At 71.6% G+C, this 17424-nt stretch carries 14 protein-coding genes and 1 rRNA gene; 8 read left to right on the top strand and 7 right to left on the bottom strand.

The window, feature by feature from the left end; translation table 11 throughout:
* The first annotated feature begins 123 nt into the window (after positions 1 to 123).
* Positions 124 to 240 (top strand): 5S ribosomal RNA (rrf, locus tag ABZ719_RS06155).
* Positions 241 to 309: 69 nt separating this feature from the next.
* Positions 310 to 888: a GNAT family N-acetyltransferase gene (locus tag ABZ719_RS06150; RefSeq protein WP_366724012.1), complete on the top strand. Its 579-nt coding sequence runs from the start codon at positions 310 to 312 to the stop codon at positions 886 to 888.
* A gap of 9 nt (positions 889 to 897) precedes the next feature.
* Here the strand turns inward: ABZ719_RS06150 and ABZ719_RS06145 are convergent, their stop codons facing one another.
* The 6 genes from ABZ719_RS06145 to ABZ719_RS06120 form a co-directional block, all read right to left on the bottom strand.
* Entirely contained in the window at positions 898 to 2526 is a 1629-nt protein-coding gene (locus ABZ719_RS06145) for a type VI secretion protein (RefSeq protein WP_366724011.1), read from the bottom strand.
* A gap of 14 nt (positions 2527 to 2540) precedes the next feature.
* Positions 2541 to 3968 carry an ATP-binding protein gene (locus tag ABZ719_RS06140; RefSeq protein WP_366724010.1) on the bottom strand — a complete coding sequence of 476 codons (1428 nt, stop codon included), beginning with the start codon at positions 3966 to 3968 and terminating at the stop codon, positions 2541 to 2543.
* A 14-nt stretch (positions 3969 to 3982) separates the two neighbouring features.
* Positions 3983 to 5542 carry an SCO6880 family protein gene (locus ABZ719_RS06135; RefSeq protein ID WP_366724009.1) on the bottom strand — a complete coding sequence of 520 codons (1560 nt, stop codon included), beginning with the start codon at positions 5540 to 5542 and terminating at the stop codon, positions 3983 to 3985.
* Complete coding sequence (locus tag ABZ719_RS06130) at positions 5539 to 6891, bottom strand: hypothetical protein (protein WP_366724008.1); 1353 nt, start codon at positions 6889 to 6891, stop codon at positions 5539 to 5541. Before ABZ719_RS06130 ends, ABZ719_RS06135 begins: the two co-directional genes overlap by 4 nt.
* Entirely contained in the window at positions 6881 to 7726 is an 846-nt protein-coding gene (locus ABZ719_RS06125; protein ID WP_366724007.1) for a hypothetical protein, read from the bottom strand. The genes ABZ719_RS06130 and ABZ719_RS06125 overlap by 11 nt, the downstream gene beginning before the upstream one ends.
* Before the next feature lie 255 nt (positions 7727 to 7981).
* Positions 7982 to 8290: a hypothetical protein gene (locus ABZ719_RS06120; protein WP_014673544.1), complete on the bottom strand. Its 309-nt coding sequence runs from the start codon at positions 8288 to 8290 to the stop codon at positions 7982 to 7984.
* A 534-nt stretch (positions 8291 to 8824) separates the two neighbouring features.
* Between ABZ719_RS06120 and ABZ719_RS06115 the strand changes: the two genes are divergently transcribed.
* From ABZ719_RS06115 to ABZ719_RS06105, 3 genes are all read left to right on the top strand, one after another.
* Entirely contained in the window at positions 8825 to 9553 is a 729-nt protein-coding gene (locus ABZ719_RS06115; RefSeq protein WP_366724032.1) for a trypsin-like peptidase domain-containing protein, read from the top strand.
* Positions 9554 to 9764: 211 nt separating this feature from the next.
* Positions 9765 to 10772, top strand: a complete 1008-nt coding sequence (locus tag ABZ719_RS06110) for a bifunctional lytic transglycosylase/C40 family peptidase (RefSeq protein WP_366724006.1) — start codon at positions 9765 to 9767, stop codon at positions 10770 to 10772.
* A 252-nt stretch (positions 10773 to 11024) separates the two neighbouring features.
* Positions 11025 to 11729: a phosphatase PAP2 family protein gene (locus tag ABZ719_RS06105; RefSeq protein ID WP_366724005.1), complete on the top strand. Its 705-nt coding sequence runs from the start codon at positions 11025 to 11027 to the stop codon at positions 11727 to 11729.
* 168 nt (positions 11730 to 11897) lie between these two features.
* On the opposite strand, the gene ABZ719_RS06100 is transcribed toward ABZ719_RS06105, so the two are convergent.
* Positions 11898 to 13487: an FAD-dependent oxidoreductase gene (locus tag ABZ719_RS06100; RefSeq protein ID WP_366724004.1), complete on the bottom strand. Its 1590-nt coding sequence runs from the start codon at positions 13485 to 13487 to the stop codon at positions 11898 to 11900.
* A 579-nt stretch (positions 13488 to 14066) separates the two neighbouring features.
* On the opposite strand from ABZ719_RS06100, the gene pstS reads away from it, so the two are divergent.
* The 3 genes from pstS to pstA all read left to right on the top strand — a co-directional run bounded on the left by pstS (position 14067) and on the right by pstA (position 17360).
* Positions 14067 to 15194, top strand: a complete 1128-nt coding sequence (gene pstS, locus ABZ719_RS06095) for a phosphate ABC transporter substrate-binding protein PstS (RefSeq protein ID WP_366724003.1) — start codon at positions 14067 to 14069, stop codon at positions 15192 to 15194.
* Positions 15195 to 15297: 103 nt separating this feature from the next.
* On the top strand, positions 15298 to 16311 hold the full coding sequence (pstC, locus tag ABZ719_RS06090) for a phosphate ABC transporter permease subunit PstC (protein ID WP_366724002.1): 1014 nt from the start codon (positions 15298 to 15300) through the stop codon (positions 16309 to 16311).
* Positions 16308 to 17360 (top strand): phosphate ABC transporter permease PstA, encoded by a 1053-nt coding sequence (gene pstA, locus ABZ719_RS06085; RefSeq protein WP_366724001.1) that lies wholly within the window; start codon positions 16308 to 16310, stop codon positions 17358 to 17360. The genes pstC and pstA overlap by 4 nt, the downstream gene beginning before the upstream one ends.
* Positions 17361 to 17424 lie beyond the last annotated feature (64 nt).

Raw genomic sequence — 17424 nt, 5'->3', positions numbered from 1 at the left:
GGTGACCGGTACTAATAGGCCGAGGGCTTGTCCTCAGTTGCTCGCGTCCACTGTGTTGGTTCTGAAACCACGAACAACCCCATGCCTGGTCACGGCGTGGTGCGGTTGACAGTTTCATAGTGTTTCGGTGGTCATAGCGTGAGGGAAACGCCCGGTTACATTCCGAACCCGGAAGCTAAGCCTTACAGCGCCGATGGTACTGCAGGGGGGACCCTGTGGGAGAGTAGGACACCGCCGAACAATCATTCAGAAAAGGCCCACACCGAAATGGTGTGGGCCTTTTCTTTTGTCTGCATTACCGTAGCCCTCATGAGCAGCCCCGACAGCGTCGCGAAGCACGACGAGAAGTACCTGGTCCGCGCCATACGCGCCGACGAGTGGCCGGCCGTGAAGGCGTTGCGGCTGGAGGCCCTCCAGGACCCGGTCGCCCACCTGGCCTTCCTCGAGACGTATGCGGACGCCGCCGCCCGGCCCGACTCCTTCTGGCAGGACCGGGCCGCCGGGGCCGCCGAAGGGTCCACCGAAGTACGGCAGTTCATCGCCGAGGGCCCGGACGGGGAGTGGGTCGGGACCGTCACCCTGCTCATGGAGGAAGCCGGTACGACCGACTGGGCCGGATTCCCCATCGAGCAGCGGCAGGGGCATGTCGTCGGCGTGTACGTGCGACCCGAGCACCGGGGGTGCGGGCTGACGGAGGTGCTGTTCGACGAGGCCCTGCGATGGGCTTGGGAGGCCGGCGCGGAGCGGGTGCGGCTCATCGTCCACGAGGACAACGGCCGGGCTCAGCGTTTCTACCGCCGGGTCGGCTTCCTGCCGAGCGGCCGGACCGTGCCCCTGGCCTCCGCCCCCGGGTCGGACGAACTGGAGTATGTCCTCGCACGCCCGTGACGGCGACGGTCAGGCCGGGAGGTCGTCGTGCGGCCAGCGGGCGCGGGCCTGTTCCCGGGACCGGAGCAGCGCCAGCGTCGGCAGGCCCCGGTCCGCTCCCCCGGCCAGCAGCTCGGGGAGCTGGGGCAGCGGGGCCACGGCCGCCACGTCCTCGAGGACGAGGGTGAGTGGTGGGTCGAGCCGACCGGAGGATGACCGTTCGGCCATGCGCCGGCCGCGCTCGACCACGCTTGCGGCGAGTGCCGTCAGGAGGGGCATAGCGCCCGGGTGGGTGCGGGGATCCTCGATGGATTCCCCGACCACGTAAAGCGTTCCCCCTTCATCCACGAAGGAATCCAAGGCGACCGCATCATTTCGGTGAGGAGTGCAGGCCTCCCGGATGTTCACCGTGAAGAGGGAGGCCAGCGCGCGGGCCGTCAGTTCCTGTGCGATGTCCCGGCGTTCGGGGTGCGCGGTGAGCGCGGCCTCCAGTTCGCCCGCGGAGCCCGGCGCCGCCTTGGGGTTGGTCCGCAGGGTCCGTACGGCCTCCTGGAGCTGGGTGCCCTGCGACCAGCGGTGGACGTGCCGGATCGTGCGGCCGTCGATCGCCGCGGCGTGCAGGTAGCTGCGCAGGAGCGTCTGCGCGGTGTCGTTCACCGCCTGGTCGATCTTGGCGGCGGGGCGGACGGGAGCGAGCAGGGCGGCGGCTCGTGCCACCGCCGTGTCCTTGTCCGCGCAGCCCGCGACGGGGGACCAGTGCAGCCGGGCCGGTGTGTCGCACAGGTGCCCGGGATCGTAGAGGTGGACGGGGCCCAGCTTCGACCGGGCGTCCTTGGTGTCCTGCCAGAGGGCGGGCTCGGAGGTGACGACGAGCACGGGACCGGCGGCGTCGAGGACCGCCTGGGCGGCGGTCGTGCGGCGGCTCTCCCTCGGGGCGACGACGAGCGTGGGCCGTGGGCTGCCCGCGCCCGGCAGCGGCTCCTGGGGGCCCGCCAGGGCCGTGACGGGACCTGGGGGGGCCGCCAGGGCGGCCGGGGAGTCCGCCTCGGGCACGTGCTGCGGTGCCTGGGACGGTGGCGTGGCGGCGGGCTGCTGCCACGCCGTCCCGGAGGGCGTGCGCTGGCCGGGTACCTCGTGAGAGCCCGGTACTTCCTGGGGCATGGGGACTGCCGACCCGGCCGGGGTCCCGGGGGCGGCGGGGAGCTGGGGAGAGACGGGCACGTCGTGGTGGGGCGCTGCGGGTGCGGCCTGCGGGTGCGCGGCGCGGGCCGCCGCGGCCGCCTCCCGCCGCCTGGCCCGGCCCGCGCGCCACCTCGCCGTCGTCCCCATGACGAACACGGTCAGTACGAACAGCACCATCAGCTGGCCGATGAACAGGCCCCAGAACAGCCCGTAACCGGAGAGGCCGGCCGGCTCGGTGCCGGGCCAGGCGCCCGGCATGTCGTGCGGTTCGGTGATGAGATGACGCATCGCCACGGGCGTACGGGTGAAGGTGACGCCGGACGGCCAGGAACCGTGCGCGAACAGACCGGCCAGACCGGTCGCCGTCCACACCAGCACGGTCATGCCGAGGAGGAAGGCGAGCAGGCCGATCAGCAGGCCGTCCGGGATGCCGCCCTGCCCCCGGGCCCTTCCCCGGTCGCGGTCGTCGGGTCGCACCGTGCCCGCCTCCCCTAGGCCACCGTCGACTCGGAGGAACCGCCCAGGTCCGGGACGTGCTGTTCGGCGAAGGCGGCCGCCCGCTGTTCGGCCTCGAGTTCGGCGGCGCGCAGGGCGTCGTCGGTGGCGAGGTGGTCGTGGGAGGACTCGGTCATCGCGCGGTCGGTGAAGACCAGGGGGCGTTCGGTCTCGGTGATGAGGTGTTTGACGACCTGGACGTTGCCGTTGACGTCCCACACGGCGATGCCCGGGGTGAGGGTGGGGATGATCTCCACCGCCCACCGGGGCAGGCCGAGGACACGTCCCGTCGCCCTCGCTTCGTCGGCCTTCTGGGCGTAGATCGTCCTGGTGGAGGCCATCTTCAGGATCGCGGCGGCCTCCTTCGCCGCCGCGCCGTCGACCACGTCCGACAGGTGGTGCACGACGGCGACGAAGGAGAGGCCGAGCCGGCGCCCGAACTTCAGCAGGCGCTGGAACAGCTGTGCGACGAACGGGCTGTTGATGATGTGCCAGGCCTCTTCGACCAGGAAGATGCGCTTCTTGCGGTCGGGGCGGATCCAGGTGTGCTCCAGCCACACGCCGACGATCGCCATGAGGATGGGCATGGCGATGGAGTTGCGGTCGATGTGGGACAGGTCGAAGACGATCAGGGGAGCGTCCAGGTCGATGCCCACGGTCGTCGGCCCGTCGAACATGCCGCGCAGGTCGCCGTCGACCAGGCGGTCCAGGACCAGGGCGACGTCCAGGCCCCAGGCGCGGACGTCGTCTATGGCGACGTTCATCGCCTCGGCCGACTCCGGCTCGGGGTGGCGCAGCTGTTCGACGATGTCGGACAGGACCGGCTGGCGCTGGACGATCGTCTCGTTGACGTAGGCGTGCGCGACCTTGAGCGCGAAGCCGGAGCGCTCGTCCAGGCCGTGGCCCATGGCGACCTCGATGATGGTGCGCAACAGGGCGAGCTGGCCGGTCGTCGTGATCGACGGGTCCAGGGGGTTGAGGCGGATGCCGTGGTTGAGGGCGGCCGTCGGGTCGAGGCGGATGGGAGTTATCCCCAGCTCCTCGGCGATCAGGTTCCATTCGCCGACGCCGTCCTCGCCCTGGGCGTCCAGGACGACGACCTGGCGGTCGCGGAAGCGGAGCTGGCGCAGGACGTACGTCTTCTCCAGGGCCGACTTGCCGTTGCCCGACTCGCCGAGGACCAGCCAGTGCGGGGCGGGGAGCTGCTGGCCGTACAGCTGGAAGGGGTCGTAGATGTAGCCCTTCCCGGAGTACACCTCGCGGCCGATGATGACGCCCGAGTCGCCGAGGCCGGGCGCGGCCGTGGGCAGGTAGACCGCCTGGGCCTGGCCCGTGGAGGTGCGCACCGGGAGCCGGGTCGTCTCGACCTTCCCGAACAGGAAGGACGTGAAGGCGTCCGTGAGTGCGGTCAGCGGGTCCCGCATCAGAGCATCAGCCCCTACCGTCGGATTCCGGTGGCGAACGGGAGCGTGTTCACGAAGGCGCGGTGGTGCTCGCGGTCGCACCACTCCAGTTTCAGGTACGACTTTCCGGCCGAGGCGCGGATGGTGCGCTTGTCGCGGGCCAGGGCCTCGGGGGTGCGGGAGGAGACGGTGATGTAGCCGACGAGGTTGACGCCGGCGGCGCCGCTGGCGAGGTCCTCGCCACGCTGGTCGAGGCGGTGGTGGGCCTGGACGTCGCGGGGGTCCACGGTGCGGTTCATCTTGGCGGCGCGGCTGGCCTCGGCGACGTCGTTGGTCTTCTCGGTCAGCATGCGTTCGATGGCGACCTCGGTGGGTTCGAGGTCCATGGTGACGGCGACGGTGCGGATGACGTCCGGGGTGTGGACGAGGAGCGGGGCCAGGAAGTTGACGCCGACCGGGGTCATCGGCCACTCCTTGACCCAGGCGGTGGCGTGGCACCACGGTTCGCGGGTGGCGGACTCGCGGGTCTTGGCCTGGAGGAACGTCGGCTCCATGGCGTCCAGCTCGGCCGGCCAGGCGTTGCGCTGGGTCATCGCCTGGATGTGGTCGATCGGGTGGTCCGGGTCGTACATGGAGTGGATCAGCGAGGCGAGCCGGCCCTGGCCGAGCGGCTGCCGTACGCGGATGTCGGCCTCCTGGAGTCGGGAGCAGATGTCGGTCAGCTCGCGGGCCATGACGACGGCGAGCCCGGCGTCCCGGTCGAGCTTGCGGCCGGACCGGGGGCGGGCGGCGCGGGCCATCGCGTGCGCCTCGGCGGCCAGTTCGCGGGTGAAGTGCATGCAGGCGACGAGGTAGGCGCGGTGCTGCTCGCTGCTGGTGGACACCATGGACTGGAGCTGGTCGTAGGACTGCTGGAGCCACTGCGGTGCGCGGGTGTCCCCGCGCTGGGCGACGTCCTTGGCGTGGGCGTCGGGGTCCGCGGGCAGCGTGCGGGCGAGCATCTGCAGGCGGGTGACGAAGCCGTCGCCGTTGGCCACGTGTTTGAGCAGGGTGCCGAACCGGTCGACCAGGGCCTCCTGGTCCTCGGAGTCGCGCAGGCCGACGCCGGGTCCCTCGATCTCGATGGCGGCGGTGACGGTCTTGCGGTCGGCGTGCAGCAGGACGGCGATCTCGTCCGGCCCGAACGGCGCGGCCAGCCAGGTGATCCGGCCGATGCCGGGCGGCGGGCCGATCTCGATCTCGCGGCCGTCGGCGCGGGTGCCGGCCTCCATGACGCCGGAACGGTAGACGGCGCCGCGCTTGACGGTGCGCTTGAAGCTGCGGTTGATCTCGAACCACTTGTAGAACGTCCGGTGCCGGTAGGGCACGTAGACGGCGGCCAGGGCCAGCAGCGGGAAGCCGGCCAGCAGGACGATGCGCAGGGACAGCACGGGGACGAGGAGGCCGCACATCATGCCGATGGCGGCGCCGGCGATGATCAGCGCGATCTCGCCGGTCTCGCGGTTGCGGCCGACGATGGCGTTCGGCCGGGCCCGGCCGATGAGATATGTACGGCGGGGCGTGACCGTGGGGGACACGTGGGACTCGGTCGTCAACGCCCTTCACCTCCCGTGCGGTTGGTACTGCTGTTGCGGGTGCTGCTGGCGTGGGGGGTGTTCACCGGGCTGGGTGCCCGGGGAGCGGGGGCGGCGGAGGGGACGGATCCGCCGCTGTCCGCGGCGCGCGCGCTGTGCGCGGCGACGCCGCCGGAGGCGGGGTTGGCGGGGCGGGGGGCGGAGGTGCCGCCGCCTGCCCCGCCGTTGCTGTCGGCCCGGGTGCTGTGGGTCTTGATGCCCTGGGCGACCAGGGTCGCCGGGGAGCTGATGACGGCCGCGGCCTTGCCCTCGGCGCCCTGCATGATGCGGTTGTTGCGGCCGGCGGCGATCTCGTCGCCGAAGCCGGGCACGAAGCGGTAGATCATGGCGCTGGCGAAGATCGCGAGCAGGATGATGGCGAGGCCGGAGACGACGGCGGCGAGCGCGTCGGGGCCGTCGTCCGAGGAGAGCGCGCTGGCGAGGCCGAGCACGATCACGATCACCGGCTTGACCAGGATCACGGAGATCATGATGCCCGCCCAGCGGCGGACGTGGCCCCACAGGTTCTTGTCGACCAGCCCGGAGTAGACGACGACGCCGAGCAGGGCTCCGACGTAGAGCAGGATCGCCCGGAGGAAGAGCTCCAGGTAGAGCACGCCGGCGGCGAGGATCGAGACGAGCGACACCAGGATCAGCATGATCGGGCCGCCGCCGATGTCCGTGCCCTTGTCCAGCGCGCCGGCGAACGTCCCGAAGAACGTGCCGGTCTGGTCGCCGGTGGCCTTGGCGAGGACGTCGCTGACGCTGTCGGTCGCGGAGACGACCGTGTAGAGGATCAGCGGGGTGAAGGCGGAGGCGAGCACCGTCAGCCAGAGGAAGCCGACGGCCTCCGAGAGCGCGGTGGACAGCGGCACGCCGCGCACGGCCCGCTTGGCGACCGCCAGCAGCCACAGCAGGAGGGTGAGGATCGCCGAGGCGGCGAAGACGATGGCGTACTGCTGGAGGAACTTCTGGTTGGTGAAGTCGACCGTGGCGGTCTCCTGCACCGCCTTGCTGAGCTGCTTGACGGTCCAGGAGGCGGCGTCGGCACAGCCCTTGGCGAGGGAGGAGAGGGGGTCGAGGGTGGAGGTGGGGTCGGTGGAGATCCCATTGGACTTCGATGAACCGTTGCCCTGCTCGCAGTGTTCCCTGGCAGGTCCGGCGCTGATCAGGCCGCAGACGGTGTTGCCCGATGAGGGAGATGTCGACGGCGACGCGGGTGCGCCGGGTGACGGCGGAGCGGCGAAGACGTTCGTGGCCAGCAGCACCAGGCCGGTCTGTACGGCGGTGACGGCCGCCGCCACCTTCAGGAAGCGGTGGTTAGCGCGCATACGTGAAGCCTCCGTACTCCTCGACGGCCTTGGTCATGTCGTCGGCGGTGGAGGCCCGCTGGTCGCGCCCGACCGGGACGGGGCCGTCCTTCTGCTGGAAGTCGGTGATCTTCCAGTCGTTGTCGACCCAGGTGAGCTGGTAGGTGGTGGTGTACCAGCTCTCGCTCACGGGATTGGTCGACGCCTGTCCGGACAGGCCGAAGAGCGAGGTGTACCAGACCTCGACACTCGCTCTGTCGCCGCTCAACGAGGTGATCTTGGTGCCCACCGGGACGACCCGGGAGACGAAGGTCTGGCCGGCGGGCGCGGCGCCGTTCTTGTCGAGGCCGATGCTGCTGAGGAACTTCGCGTTCGTGTATGCCTCGTCCAGGTCGGCCTGGCGGCGGGCCGCGGCGTCGGGGGCGTAGACCGTGTTCACGATCCGGTGCCGGGTCTCGGTGGTGAACATCTCCGCGGAGCCGAGGGCCACCGAGTAGTTCGCCGCCGCGCTCTGTGCCCCCTGTTGGTCGTGGGCGAAGCCGGAGGGGAGGCCCGCGGTTCTGGTGGTCACGGGCTGTTTGCCGGTCGGGGCGGTGGCCGCCGCCTTCGCTCCGCCGCTCTTGCCGGGGGAGTCCGCGGCGGAGGAACCGCCGCCGCCGCGGTTGGCGAAGGCGATGGCGGCGATCAGGAGGACGACCACGGCGACCACCGTGACCAGGCCCCGTGAGGACGAGCGGCCGCCGCGCCGGGCGCCGCCGTAGGGGTCGGGGAGCCGGGTGCGGGTCTGCCCGCCGCCGTACGCGTCGGTGCCGGAGCGCGCCGGGTCGCCGTGTCCGTGCTCGTCTCCCAGACTCATGCCCGGTACGCCCCCTCGACGTTGACCTCGGTCTCGTGGCGGAACGCGTGGAAGTACGACGGTAGCCGTGCTGGTTCCCGCGTGGGCGCGGTGTGGTGACTCGACATCAGGGAAACGCAACCTCGGCCGGTGGGCACGGTGGACGGGTGGGGGCAGCGGGGGCACCGGCCGCGCCTGTGGGGGCGGGCCGGCGGCGGGGAGGGGGCACCGTGCGCGGTGTGCGCGGGGGTGCGCCGGTCACATGGGTCGCACGGTCTACACCGCCATGCCGTACACGATGGTGAACAGCGTGCCGAGGGAGCCGATGATGAAGACTCCGGTGAGGCCGGCGATGATCAGGCCCTTGCCCTGTTCCGCGCTGAAGGTGTCGCGCAGGGCGGTCGCGCCGATCCGCTGCTTGGCCGCGCCCCACACGGCGATGCCGAGGCAGAGCAGGATGGCCACCGCCATCACGACCTCGATCATCACCTTCGCCTCGTTGCCCAGGCTGCCGAAGGGGCCCCAGTCCGGAGCGATCCCGCCGATGATGGTGTTGATGTCTCCCTTGTCGGCCGCAAAGAGCATGTAAGTCACCGCCCCTGGTGGGTAGTTCCACGACCCCCGCGGGCACGCGGAGGTCAGGCCTCATTGTCCCTGACAATGCCGCCCGCGGATGTCGACTTGGCGCCATTGGCTGGCGGGTTTCGTACGTTTGGTTACTCTGTGTATCACAGCAGGTCACGCCGGGCAATGAGGTCGGACCGGAACCTGTGGTGCGGTTCCGTCGTTGTCACTTTTCGGCCCCGGTACGGTTCCTGACGGCCAGTCGGGTGACTGGCCGGTTCGATGGTCTCACGCCGCGCGGGGATTCCTCCTCCGCGGACGCGCGCGTGCGCGGAGGGGCGGGCGATGGACCGGCGAGGGGATAAGCCGGGCGATGCGGGGCACAGTGTGCGGTGAACGGGGGTTTCACAGGAAAATCTCAGTGAAGTCGGGATCCCTTTCTCACCTTCTTGGGACACAGTGGCCTTGATGATGCGCATCCCAGGTACCCCGAGCCCCGCACGTCACGGACGCCCGCGTGCCCGCGCCCGGCACCAGGCGTTGTTCGTCGGCCTGATGCTGATCGCCGTGACCTCTGCCTCCGTGGCGGCCGCCGACGACGGCCCCGGACCACTGGGGGTGACCGCTGTCGCCTCCGTGACCCCGCTGAGCGCGCGGGTCGGCGCGCTGTTCGGCGCCGACAAGGCGGACCGGCTCAGCGGCAATCACTTCTGCTCCGCGTCGGTGGTGCACAGCGCCCGGCGCAATCTCATCCTCACCGCGGCCCACTGCCTGGCCGACGACACGGACGTCGTCTTCGTGCCGGGGTACCGGGACGGCAAGGCCCCGTACGGGACGTGGACGGTCAAGAAGCGCTTCCTGCCCGACGGATGGTCCAGGAGCGAGGACGAGGACAGCGACCTGGCCTTCGCCGTGGTCGTCCCGCGGGACGGCACGGACGGCGGCGACGGGAAGGACATCGAGGACGTCGTCGGCGGCAACCGCTTCGTGGCGGGGGCGGCGACCGGGGCGACCGCCGTGACGGTCACCGGGTACCCCGACTCCCGGGAACAGCCCATCAGCTGCACCAACAGACCCAGCCCGCACAGCCGTACCCAGCAGCGCATCGACTGCCCGGAGTTCACCAGCGGCACCAGCGGCAGCCCGTGGATCAACGGGGACCGGGAGGTCGTCGGGGTGCTCGGCGGCCACGAGATGGGCGGATCCACGCCGGACACGTCGTACAGCGTCGCCTTCCGGGCCGAGGCTGCCGAGTTGTACAAGGACGCCGCCGCGGAGCCGTGAAGGGCGCGCCGCGGCCCGTGGCCGCTGGGGCGGCCCAGGTAGCGGGCGGGGGCCGCGGCCGCGAAGAGCGGTGGTCCGACGGGGAGGCCGCGGTCCGAGAAGGATGGTCCGTGGTCTGTTTTCGGCCTGATTCCGGCGCGTGTGATCACCCCGGAGGCGCGGGGTGCGACCCTAAACTGTCCGAGGTGGACTGCCGGGCGGCGAGGGGTGGTTGACGGTGCGCAGGGCATGGGTCGTGGGGATCGCCGCCATCGGTTCCGGGCTCGCCTTCGTGCTGCTGCTCGTCGTCGGCGTGTACCTGGTCGCCGGGAACCTGGCGGGCGGCGTCGGCAGGGGCGCCGTCGGGCTCGCCAAGGGCGCCGTGCCGGCCGCCTACAGCACGCTCGTGCAGAAGTGGGGCAACCTCTGCCCGGCGATCGACCCGGCGCTGCTGGCCGCCCAGTTGTACCAGGAGAGCGGCTTCAACCCGAACGCGCGGAGCGCGGCGGCGGCCGAGGGGATAGCGCAGTTCATCCCGGGCACCTGGGCCACCCACGGCGTCGACGGCAACGGCGACGGCAAGCGGGACGTCTGGGACCCGAACGACGCGATCCCGTCGGCCGCGTCCTACGACTGCGAACTCGCCGAGTACGTCCGCAGCGTGCCCGGTGACGCCACGCACAACATGCTCGCCGCCTACAACGCGGGCGCGGACGCCGTGATCAGGTACGGGGGCGTACCGCCGTACGCCGAGACGCAGAACTACGTGAAGACGATCACGACGCTGGCGCAGAGCTTCGCCGCGCCCGTCACCCGGCTCGATCCGTCCAAGCAGGCGGCCGGGGCCATCTCCTACGCGCAGAGCAAGCTCGGCACGCCCTATCTGTGGGGTGGCGAGGGCACCGCTGAGCAGGGCGGGCGGTTCGACTGCTCGGGCCTGACGCAGGCCGCGTACCGCAGTGTGGGGATCACCCTGCCGCGCGTCGCCAACGACCAGTACAACGCCGGGCCGCACCCGCAGCGGGACGAACTGCTCCCGGGCGACCTGGTGTTCTTCTCGCACGACCCCAACGATTCGCGGGCCATCCACCACGTGGGCATCTACGTCGGCGGCGGCTACATGATCGACGCGCCGTACACCGGGGCCGTGATCCGGTTCGACCCGATCGACGGGTCGGACTACTTCGGCGCGACCCGGGTCACCGAAGATGGCGCGAAAGCGCTCCCCGCCCGGGCCTGAACTGAGCGTGAACCTGCCCCCTGAGCTGCGGTGATGAGTCTCTCTTCGGTAACGTCTGCGTGATCTTTCGGTGGAGTGTGGAACGTATGAAACGGGGCCGTGCGTTCCTGTTGACGTAGCCAAGCGGACGTCGGACGGAGCGCGCGTCGTGCACGCGTGCCGGCAGCGGAAGCGGACCTACGACCACGGGGGTGGCAGGAGCGGCGCACGCAGGGTGCGTCCGGAACGACACGACGAAGGGGCCGCAGCACGATGGCTGGACTCGCCGAATCCGGGTCGAACCCCGACGTCGACCTGCTCTACGACATCAACGGCCTGGCCAAGGACGCGCCGCACTGGTTCGACCGGCTCATGGAGTTCGTCGGTGAGTACGGGCTGCTGCTCGCCATGGTGCTGCTGGTGGTGTGGTGCTGGTGGTCCGTGCGGCGGCGCGGCGGGGAGGACGCCGCCTCGTCCGTGGCCGCGCTGGTCTGGGCGCCGCTGGCGGCCGGCGTCGCGGTCCTGGTGAACGTGCCGATCCGGGGGTTCGTGGAGCGGCGCAGGCCCTTCCTGGACCACCAGGGCCTGGACGTCCTGGTGCCCGGGAAGACCGACTTCTCCTTCGTGAGCGACCATGCGACGCTCACCATGGCGGTGGCGGCCGCGCTGTTCGTGGCCGACCGGCGGTTCGGGCTCGCGGGGATCGGGCTGGCGCTGCTGGAGGGCTTCAGCCGGGTGTACATGGGGGTGCACTACCCGACCGACGTGGTCGGCGGGTTCGCGCTGGGCACGGCGGTCGCGCTGCTGCTGTCGCCGGTGGCGACGGCGCTGCTCACGCCCGTGCTCCGGGCGGTCGAGGGGACACGCTGGGGCGGCTGGCTGGTCCGTGACCGGCGGGCCGCCGGGGTGAGCCGGGTGCTGTCGGGCGCGCGGGGCGAGGAGCGGGCCTCGGCCGAGGAGCGCGACCTGGCGGCCTGAGCGCGCCGCGGCCGCGGGACCGCCGGTCCGGGACGGGAGTCCGGGCGCCGGCGGCCGCGGGCAGGCCCGGAGCCGGAAGCCGGGCGCCGGTGTCGGAGGGCCCGGAGCCGAGGTCCGGGCGCCGGTGGTCGCCGGCAGGGGACAGAGCGGCCGGCGGGTGTCCGTGGGCTACACGCCCTGGGGGTAGGAGAAGAACCGCTCCGGGTCGTACTGCTGCTTCACCTTCGCCAGGCGGCCGGCCGCGTCGCCGTAGTAGGCCGTGCGCCAGTCCGTCAGGGTGGCGTCCGTGTAGTTCTGGTACGCCGCTCCGGACGCGTACGGGCGCAGGGCGGCGTGGGCCGTGCCGAGCCAGGACCGGGCCGCCGTGCCCGTCGTGCCGGGGGTCCAGGAGGCGATGTACTGGGCGAGCATGCGTGAGCGGCGGTGGACGAAGGCGGTCGCGGTGGGGGAGACCCGGTTGACGGCGCCGCCGAGCGCGGTGAACGCGATGCTGCCGGCGCCGCCGCGCACCGCCCGCAGCTGGGCCAGCAGCGTCTGGACGCCGTCCGGGGAGAGCGAGCGGTCGAAGAAGTCCGAGCGGGCCGCGTAGGTCTCGCGGCCGAGCGCGCCCTGCGGGGAGCGGCCCGGCGTGGCACCGGGCAGGTGGCACTGGGGTTCCGCCGGGAACGACGAGCAGCCCGCGTAGGCCTCCATCGCCCCTTCGTAGGAGTGGCGTTTGAGGGAGACACTCGACGCGCGGGCGCCGGTCCGTGCGGCCAGCCGGTCCACCGCGTTCTGCAACTCGCCGTAGGTGCCCAGGGAGAAGGCGGCCACGGAGACCCTGGGGGTGCCGCCGGGGGAGTTCTCCAGGTGCAGGGAGGACCAGATCTCGTCGGGCTGGTCCGGGCCCCACTCCTGCCAGGCGGCCACCACCGCCGCCGCCCGCGCCCACGGCCAGGTCAGGTAGGCCGAGACCGCCTGGGGCGCGGGGCGGGTGCGGAAGCGCAGCTCGGTGACGACGCCGAAGTTGCCGTTGCCGGCGCCGCGCAGCGCCCAGAACAGGTCCGCGTTCTCGGTGGCGTTCGCCGTGAGCAGGCGGCCGTCGGCGGTGACGAGGGTGGCCTGGGTCAGACTGTCGCAGGTGAGGCCGTAGGCGCGGGAGACGACGCCGTGACCGCCGCCGAGGACCAGGCCGGAGACGCCGACGGTCGGGCAGGAACCCGCGGGTATGGTCACGCCCTTCGCGGCGAGCGCGCGGTAGACGTCGATGAGTTTGGCGCCCGCGCCGACCACCGCGGAGGTGTCGCTCGCCCGGACCGCGGCGAGAGCCGACACGTCGACGATCAGGCGGCCGTCGCCGGAGGACCAGCCGGCGTAGGAGTGGCCGCCGTTGCGGACGGCCACGCGCAGGCGGTGGGCGCGGGCGTAGGAGAGGGCCGTACGGATGTCGTCGGCGTGCGCCACGTAGGCGACGGCGGCGGGCCGCAGGCCGTCGAAGCGGGTGTTGTACAGCCGGCGGGCGGTGCTCCAGTGGGCGTCGCCGGGGCGGAGCAGGGTGCCGTCGAGGGAGCGGGCGAGCGCGGTCCAGTCGGCGGGGGCGGCGCTCCGGGAGCCGGTGGCGGGCGCCGCCGTGCTCCGTCCGGTGCCGCCGGTGCCGGGCGTCCGCGTCGCCGTCCCGGGACCGCCGCCACTGCCACTGCCGCCGCCGTTGCCGCCGCAGGCCGTGGCGAGGGCCGCGACCGCGACCGCGCCGCCCGCCATGAACGCACGCCGTTCCATCTTCCGCGCCTCCTGTCGCCCCCTTGGACCGAGACGACGACGGGGCCCGGGGGGTTCCCGCCAGGAAGACGGAACGCCTTCAGGCGCCCGCCGCCCTGCCGCCTGCGCCCTGCGGGCCGCCGGGGTGCGCCGCCCTCACCGGTCTGCCGCCCCGAGGTCCCGCCGTCTGCGCGACGCCGGCGGTGAACAGGAGCGATGGTCGCGGGTGGTGAACGGCGGGCGCGGGCGGTGGTCCGGGGCGTGAAGGGGGCGGGGCGCGCGTGCCGCTCGGGCCGGGACTCCGGCGGTGACCGGGTCCGAGCGTGGCCGGAGGTCGGGCGGAGGACGGGTGCCGACGCGTGGCGGTGCCGCGGAGCGCGGGATTCCGGGATCTCGGCGTGTTCTCCCCGTGAGCATTCCGTGATCTCACCGCACCGACGGCAGGGGTTCACCCCTCGTTCACTTCCGGCCATCGGCGGCTTCACCTGTTCTGCCTAATTTCGGCCTTACCGGTGCTGACGCGTATCTCGGCGCGTCGGTGCCAGTCACTCTTCGCACGCCGCCGATCAGGACGGCGGCTCCTGGAAGGAACTCCCTCAAGTGAAGCTTCAGCGCAAGAACCGGCGGGCACTCGCTCTCGGCGTCCTCGCCGTCTCCGGCGCCCTGGCCCTCACGGCGTGCGGTTCGGACGACACCGGCGGCAAGGGCGACGCCGGCGGGGGAAGCAGCACGGCGGCCTCGAACAGCTCCGTCAAGTGTGACGGTGCCAAGGGCCAACTGCTGGCGGACGGCTCTTCCGCGCAGAAGAACGCGATCGACGCCTGGGTCAAGCAGTTCAGCCAGGCCTGCGGCACGCAGATCAACTACAAGGGCGGCGGCTCCGGCGCCGGTGTCACGGCGTTCAGCCAGGGCCAGGTCGCCTTCGCCGGTTCCGACTCCGCGCTGAAGCCCGAAGAGGTCGAGGCCTCGAAGAAGGTCTGCACCGGCGGTCAGGGCATCGACCTGCCGATGGTGGGCGGCCCGATCGCGGTCGGCTACAACGTCCCGGGCGTGGAGGACCTCGTCCTGGACGCCCCGACCCTCGCCAAGATCTTCGACAACAAGGTCAAGACCTGGGACGCCCCGGAGATCAAGAAGCTGAACCCCAAGGCGAAGCTGCCCAGCCTGAAGATCCAGGCGTTCCACCGCTCGGACGAGTCCGGCACCACCGACAACTTCACCAAGTACCTGAAGGCCGCCGCGCCCGCCGACTGGAAGTACTCAGGCGGCAAGGCCTGGCAGGCGCAGGGCGGCCAGGCCGCTCCGCAGTCCTCCGGTGTGGCCCAGCAGGTCAAGCAGACCAGCGGCGCGATCGGCTACTTCGAGCTGTCGTTCGCCAAGGACGTGCACACCGTCGCCATCGACACGGGCGCCTCCGCCCCGGTCAAGGCCAGCGTCGAGAACGCCAGCAAGGCCATCGCGGACGCCAAGGTCGTCGGCACCGGCAAGGACCTGTCGCTGCAGCTGAACTACAACACCAAGGCCGAGGGCGCCTACCCGATGGTCCTGGTCACCTACGAGATCGTCTGCGACAAGGGCAACAAGGCCGACACCCTGCCGGCCACCAAGGCGTTCCTGCGCTACATCGCCAGCGAGGACGGCCAGAACGTCCTCACCCAGAAGGACTACGCGCCTATCCCCGACGCGATCATCAGCAAGGTCCGCACCACCATCGAGGGCCTGAGCTGACCCGCGTGCGGTCCGGTCCCCGCCCCGGGACCGGGCCGCACCGTCCGGTGCACCGCCGCCACGAGCCCTCCACCGCGCAGGGCTCCGCAGACCGGAGAACCCGATGGACATATCCACACAGCAGACAGACGCAGACGCCCCGCCCCTTCCCCCCCAGCCCGTCCCGGCCGAGCACAGAAGTGCCGGCCGCGGCGCCACCCGACCCGGAGACCGGATCTTCCTCGGACTCTCCCGCGGATCGGGCATCCTGCTCCTCGCGATCATGGCCGCGATCGCGGTCTTCCTCACCTACCGCGCGTCCCTGGCCATCAGCAAGGACCACGGCAACTTCCTGACCGCCTTCGAGTGGAACACCGGCGTGCAGCCGCCGGTCTTCGGCATCGCCGTGCTGGCCTTCGGCACGGTGGTCTCCTCGGTGATCGCGATGGTCGTCGCGGTCCCGGTCGCGGTCGCCATCGCGCTCTTCCTCACGCACTACGCCCCGCGCAGGCTGAGCGGCCCCATCTCGTACGTGATCGACCTGCTCGCCGCCGTGCCGTCCATCGTCTACGGCCTGTGGGGCGCCCTGGTCCTCGTGCCGAACCTGGACGGCCTGTTCAGCTGGCTGAACGACTACCTGGGCTGGACCGGCATCTTCTCCTGGGAGGGCGGCGCCCCCCGTTCGATGCTCACCGTGGGCATCCTGCTCGCCATCATGATCCTGCCGATCGTGACCAACGTCAGCCGTGAGGTCTTCCGGCAGGCCCCCCGGATGCACGAGGAGGCCGCGCTCGCCCTGGGTGCCACCCGCTGGGAGGTCATCCGCATGGCGGTGCTGCCCTTCGGCCGCTCCGGGGTGATCTCCGCCTCGATGCTCGGCCTCGGACGCGCGCTCGGCGAGACGATCGCCGTCGCCACCGTGCTCTCGCCGACCTTCGACATCAAGGCCAGCCTGCTCGACCCGGGCGGCGGCACCTTCGCCCAGAACATCGCCAGCAAGTTCAGCGAGGCGACCGAGTTCGGCCGTGACGCGCTGATCGCCTCCGGCCTGGTCCTGTTCGTCATCACCCTGCTGGTCAACGGCGCGGCCCGGCTGATCATCGCCCGCCGCAAGGAGTACTCGGGGGCCAACGCATGAGCACCGCAGCCATCGCCGACCAGCGTTCCAGCAGCCTGCGCGGCGCCAGCCTGCCGCGGTGGGCCCCGTGGGCCGTCGCGGCCGGCTCGATCGCCGTCGCCGTCGTCATCGGTCTGGCCTGCGGCCTGCACAGCCGGGTCCAGTGGGGTCTGATCGCCGCGCTCCTCTTCGTGCTGGGCACGTACGGCGTCACCGCCCGGGTGGAGGGCCGCCGCCAGGCCAAGGACCGGGTGGTGACCAGCTTCGTCTGGGTCGCCTTCCTGCTCGCCCTGGTGCCGCTGGTCTCCCTGGTCTGGACGACCGCGCGGCGCGGTGTGAAGGTCCTGGACTTCTACTTCCTGTCCCACTCCATGGGGGTCGTCGCCGACACCGAGCCGGGCGGCGGCATCTACCACGCCATCGTCGGCAGCCTGGAGCAGGTCGGTCTCGCCACCGTGATCGGCGCGCCGATCGGTGTGCTCACCGCGATCTACCTGGTCGAGTACGGGCGCGGCAACCTCGCCCGCGCGGTGACCTTCTTCGTCGACGTGATGACCGGCATCCCCTCGATCGTCGCGGGCCTGTTCATCCTCAGCCTGATGCTGATCTTCAAGATGCAGCCGTTCGGTTTCGCCGGCTCGCTGGCGCTGGCCATCCTGATGATGCCGGTCGTGGTCCGCTCCACCGAGGAGATGCTCAAGCTCGTACCGAACGAGCTGCGGGAGGCGTCGCTCGCCCTCGGGGTGCCGAAGTGGCGCACGATCCTGAAGGTGGTCCTGCCGACCGCGGTCGGCGGCATCACCACCGGCGTCGTGCTGGCCGTCGCCCGGATCGCCGGTGAGACCGCCCCCGTGCTGCTGCTGGTGTTCGGCAACCCGTTCATCAACACCGACCCCTTCGAGGGGGCGCAGTCCTCGCTGCCGCTGTACATCTACCAGCAGTACACGAACAGCGCGGGCTCCGGCGCGGCCTACGACCGTGCGTGGGCGGCCTCGCTCACCCTGATCGCCGCGGTGATGATCCTCAACCTGGCGGCCCGCGGGATCGCCCGCTGGAAGGCCCCTCGTTGACCGGGCCCCTCGTTGCAAACTGCGGCTCCCGCCGCGTGGCCGGTCGCTGGGCGACCCCTCAGCC

This window comes from Streptomyces sp. NPDC006743, from assembly GCF_040703815.1.
In the GTDB taxonomy this organism is placed as follows: Bacteria; Actinomycetota; Actinomycetes; order Streptomycetales; family Streptomycetaceae; genus Streptomyces.
The sequence above is the reverse complement of the archived record's forward strand: the minus strand, read 5'-3'. Positions and strand labels throughout refer to the sequence as shown.

Bases quoted from the DNA above. Each gene is read 5' to 3' on its own strand.
- pstC (WP_366724002.1), top strand. From the start codon at position 15,298: ATGGACATATCCACACAGCAGACAGACGCAGACGCCCCGCCCCTTCCC.
- ABZ719_RS06125 (WP_366724007.1), bottom strand. From the start codon at position 7,726: ATGAGTCTGGGAGACGAGCACGGACACGGCGACCCGGCGCGCTCCGGC.
- pstA (WP_366724001.1), top strand. From the start codon at position 16,308: ATGAGCACCGCAGCCATCGCCGACCAGCGTTCCAGCAGCCTGCGCGGC.
- ABZ719_RS06115 (WP_366724032.1), top strand. From the start codon at position 8,825: ATGCTGATCGCCGTGACCTCTGCCTCCGTGGCGGCCGCCGACGACGGC.
- ABZ719_RS06105 (WP_366724005.1), top strand. From the start codon at position 11,025: ATGGCTGGACTCGCCGAATCCGGGTCGAACCCCGACGTCGACCTGCTC.
- ABZ719_RS06140 (WP_366724010.1), bottom strand. From the start codon at position 3,968: ATGCGGGACCCGCTGACCGCACTCACGGACGCCTTCACGTCCTTCCTG.
- ABZ719_RS06100 (WP_366724004.1), bottom strand. From the start codon at position 13,487: ATGGAACGGCGTGCGTTCATGGCGGGCGGCGCGGTCGCGGTCGCGGCC.
- ABZ719_RS06120 (WP_014673544.1), bottom strand. From the start codon at position 8,290: ATGCTCTTTGCGGCCGACAAGGGAGACATCAACACCATCATCGGCGGG.
- ABZ719_RS06150 (WP_366724012.1), top strand. From the start codon at position 310: ATGAGCAGCCCCGACAGCGTCGCGAAGCACGACGAGAAGTACCTGGTC.
- ABZ719_RS06130 (WP_366724008.1), bottom strand. From the start codon at position 6,891: ATGCGCGCTAACCACCGCTTCCTGAAGGTGGCGGCGGCCGTCACCGCC.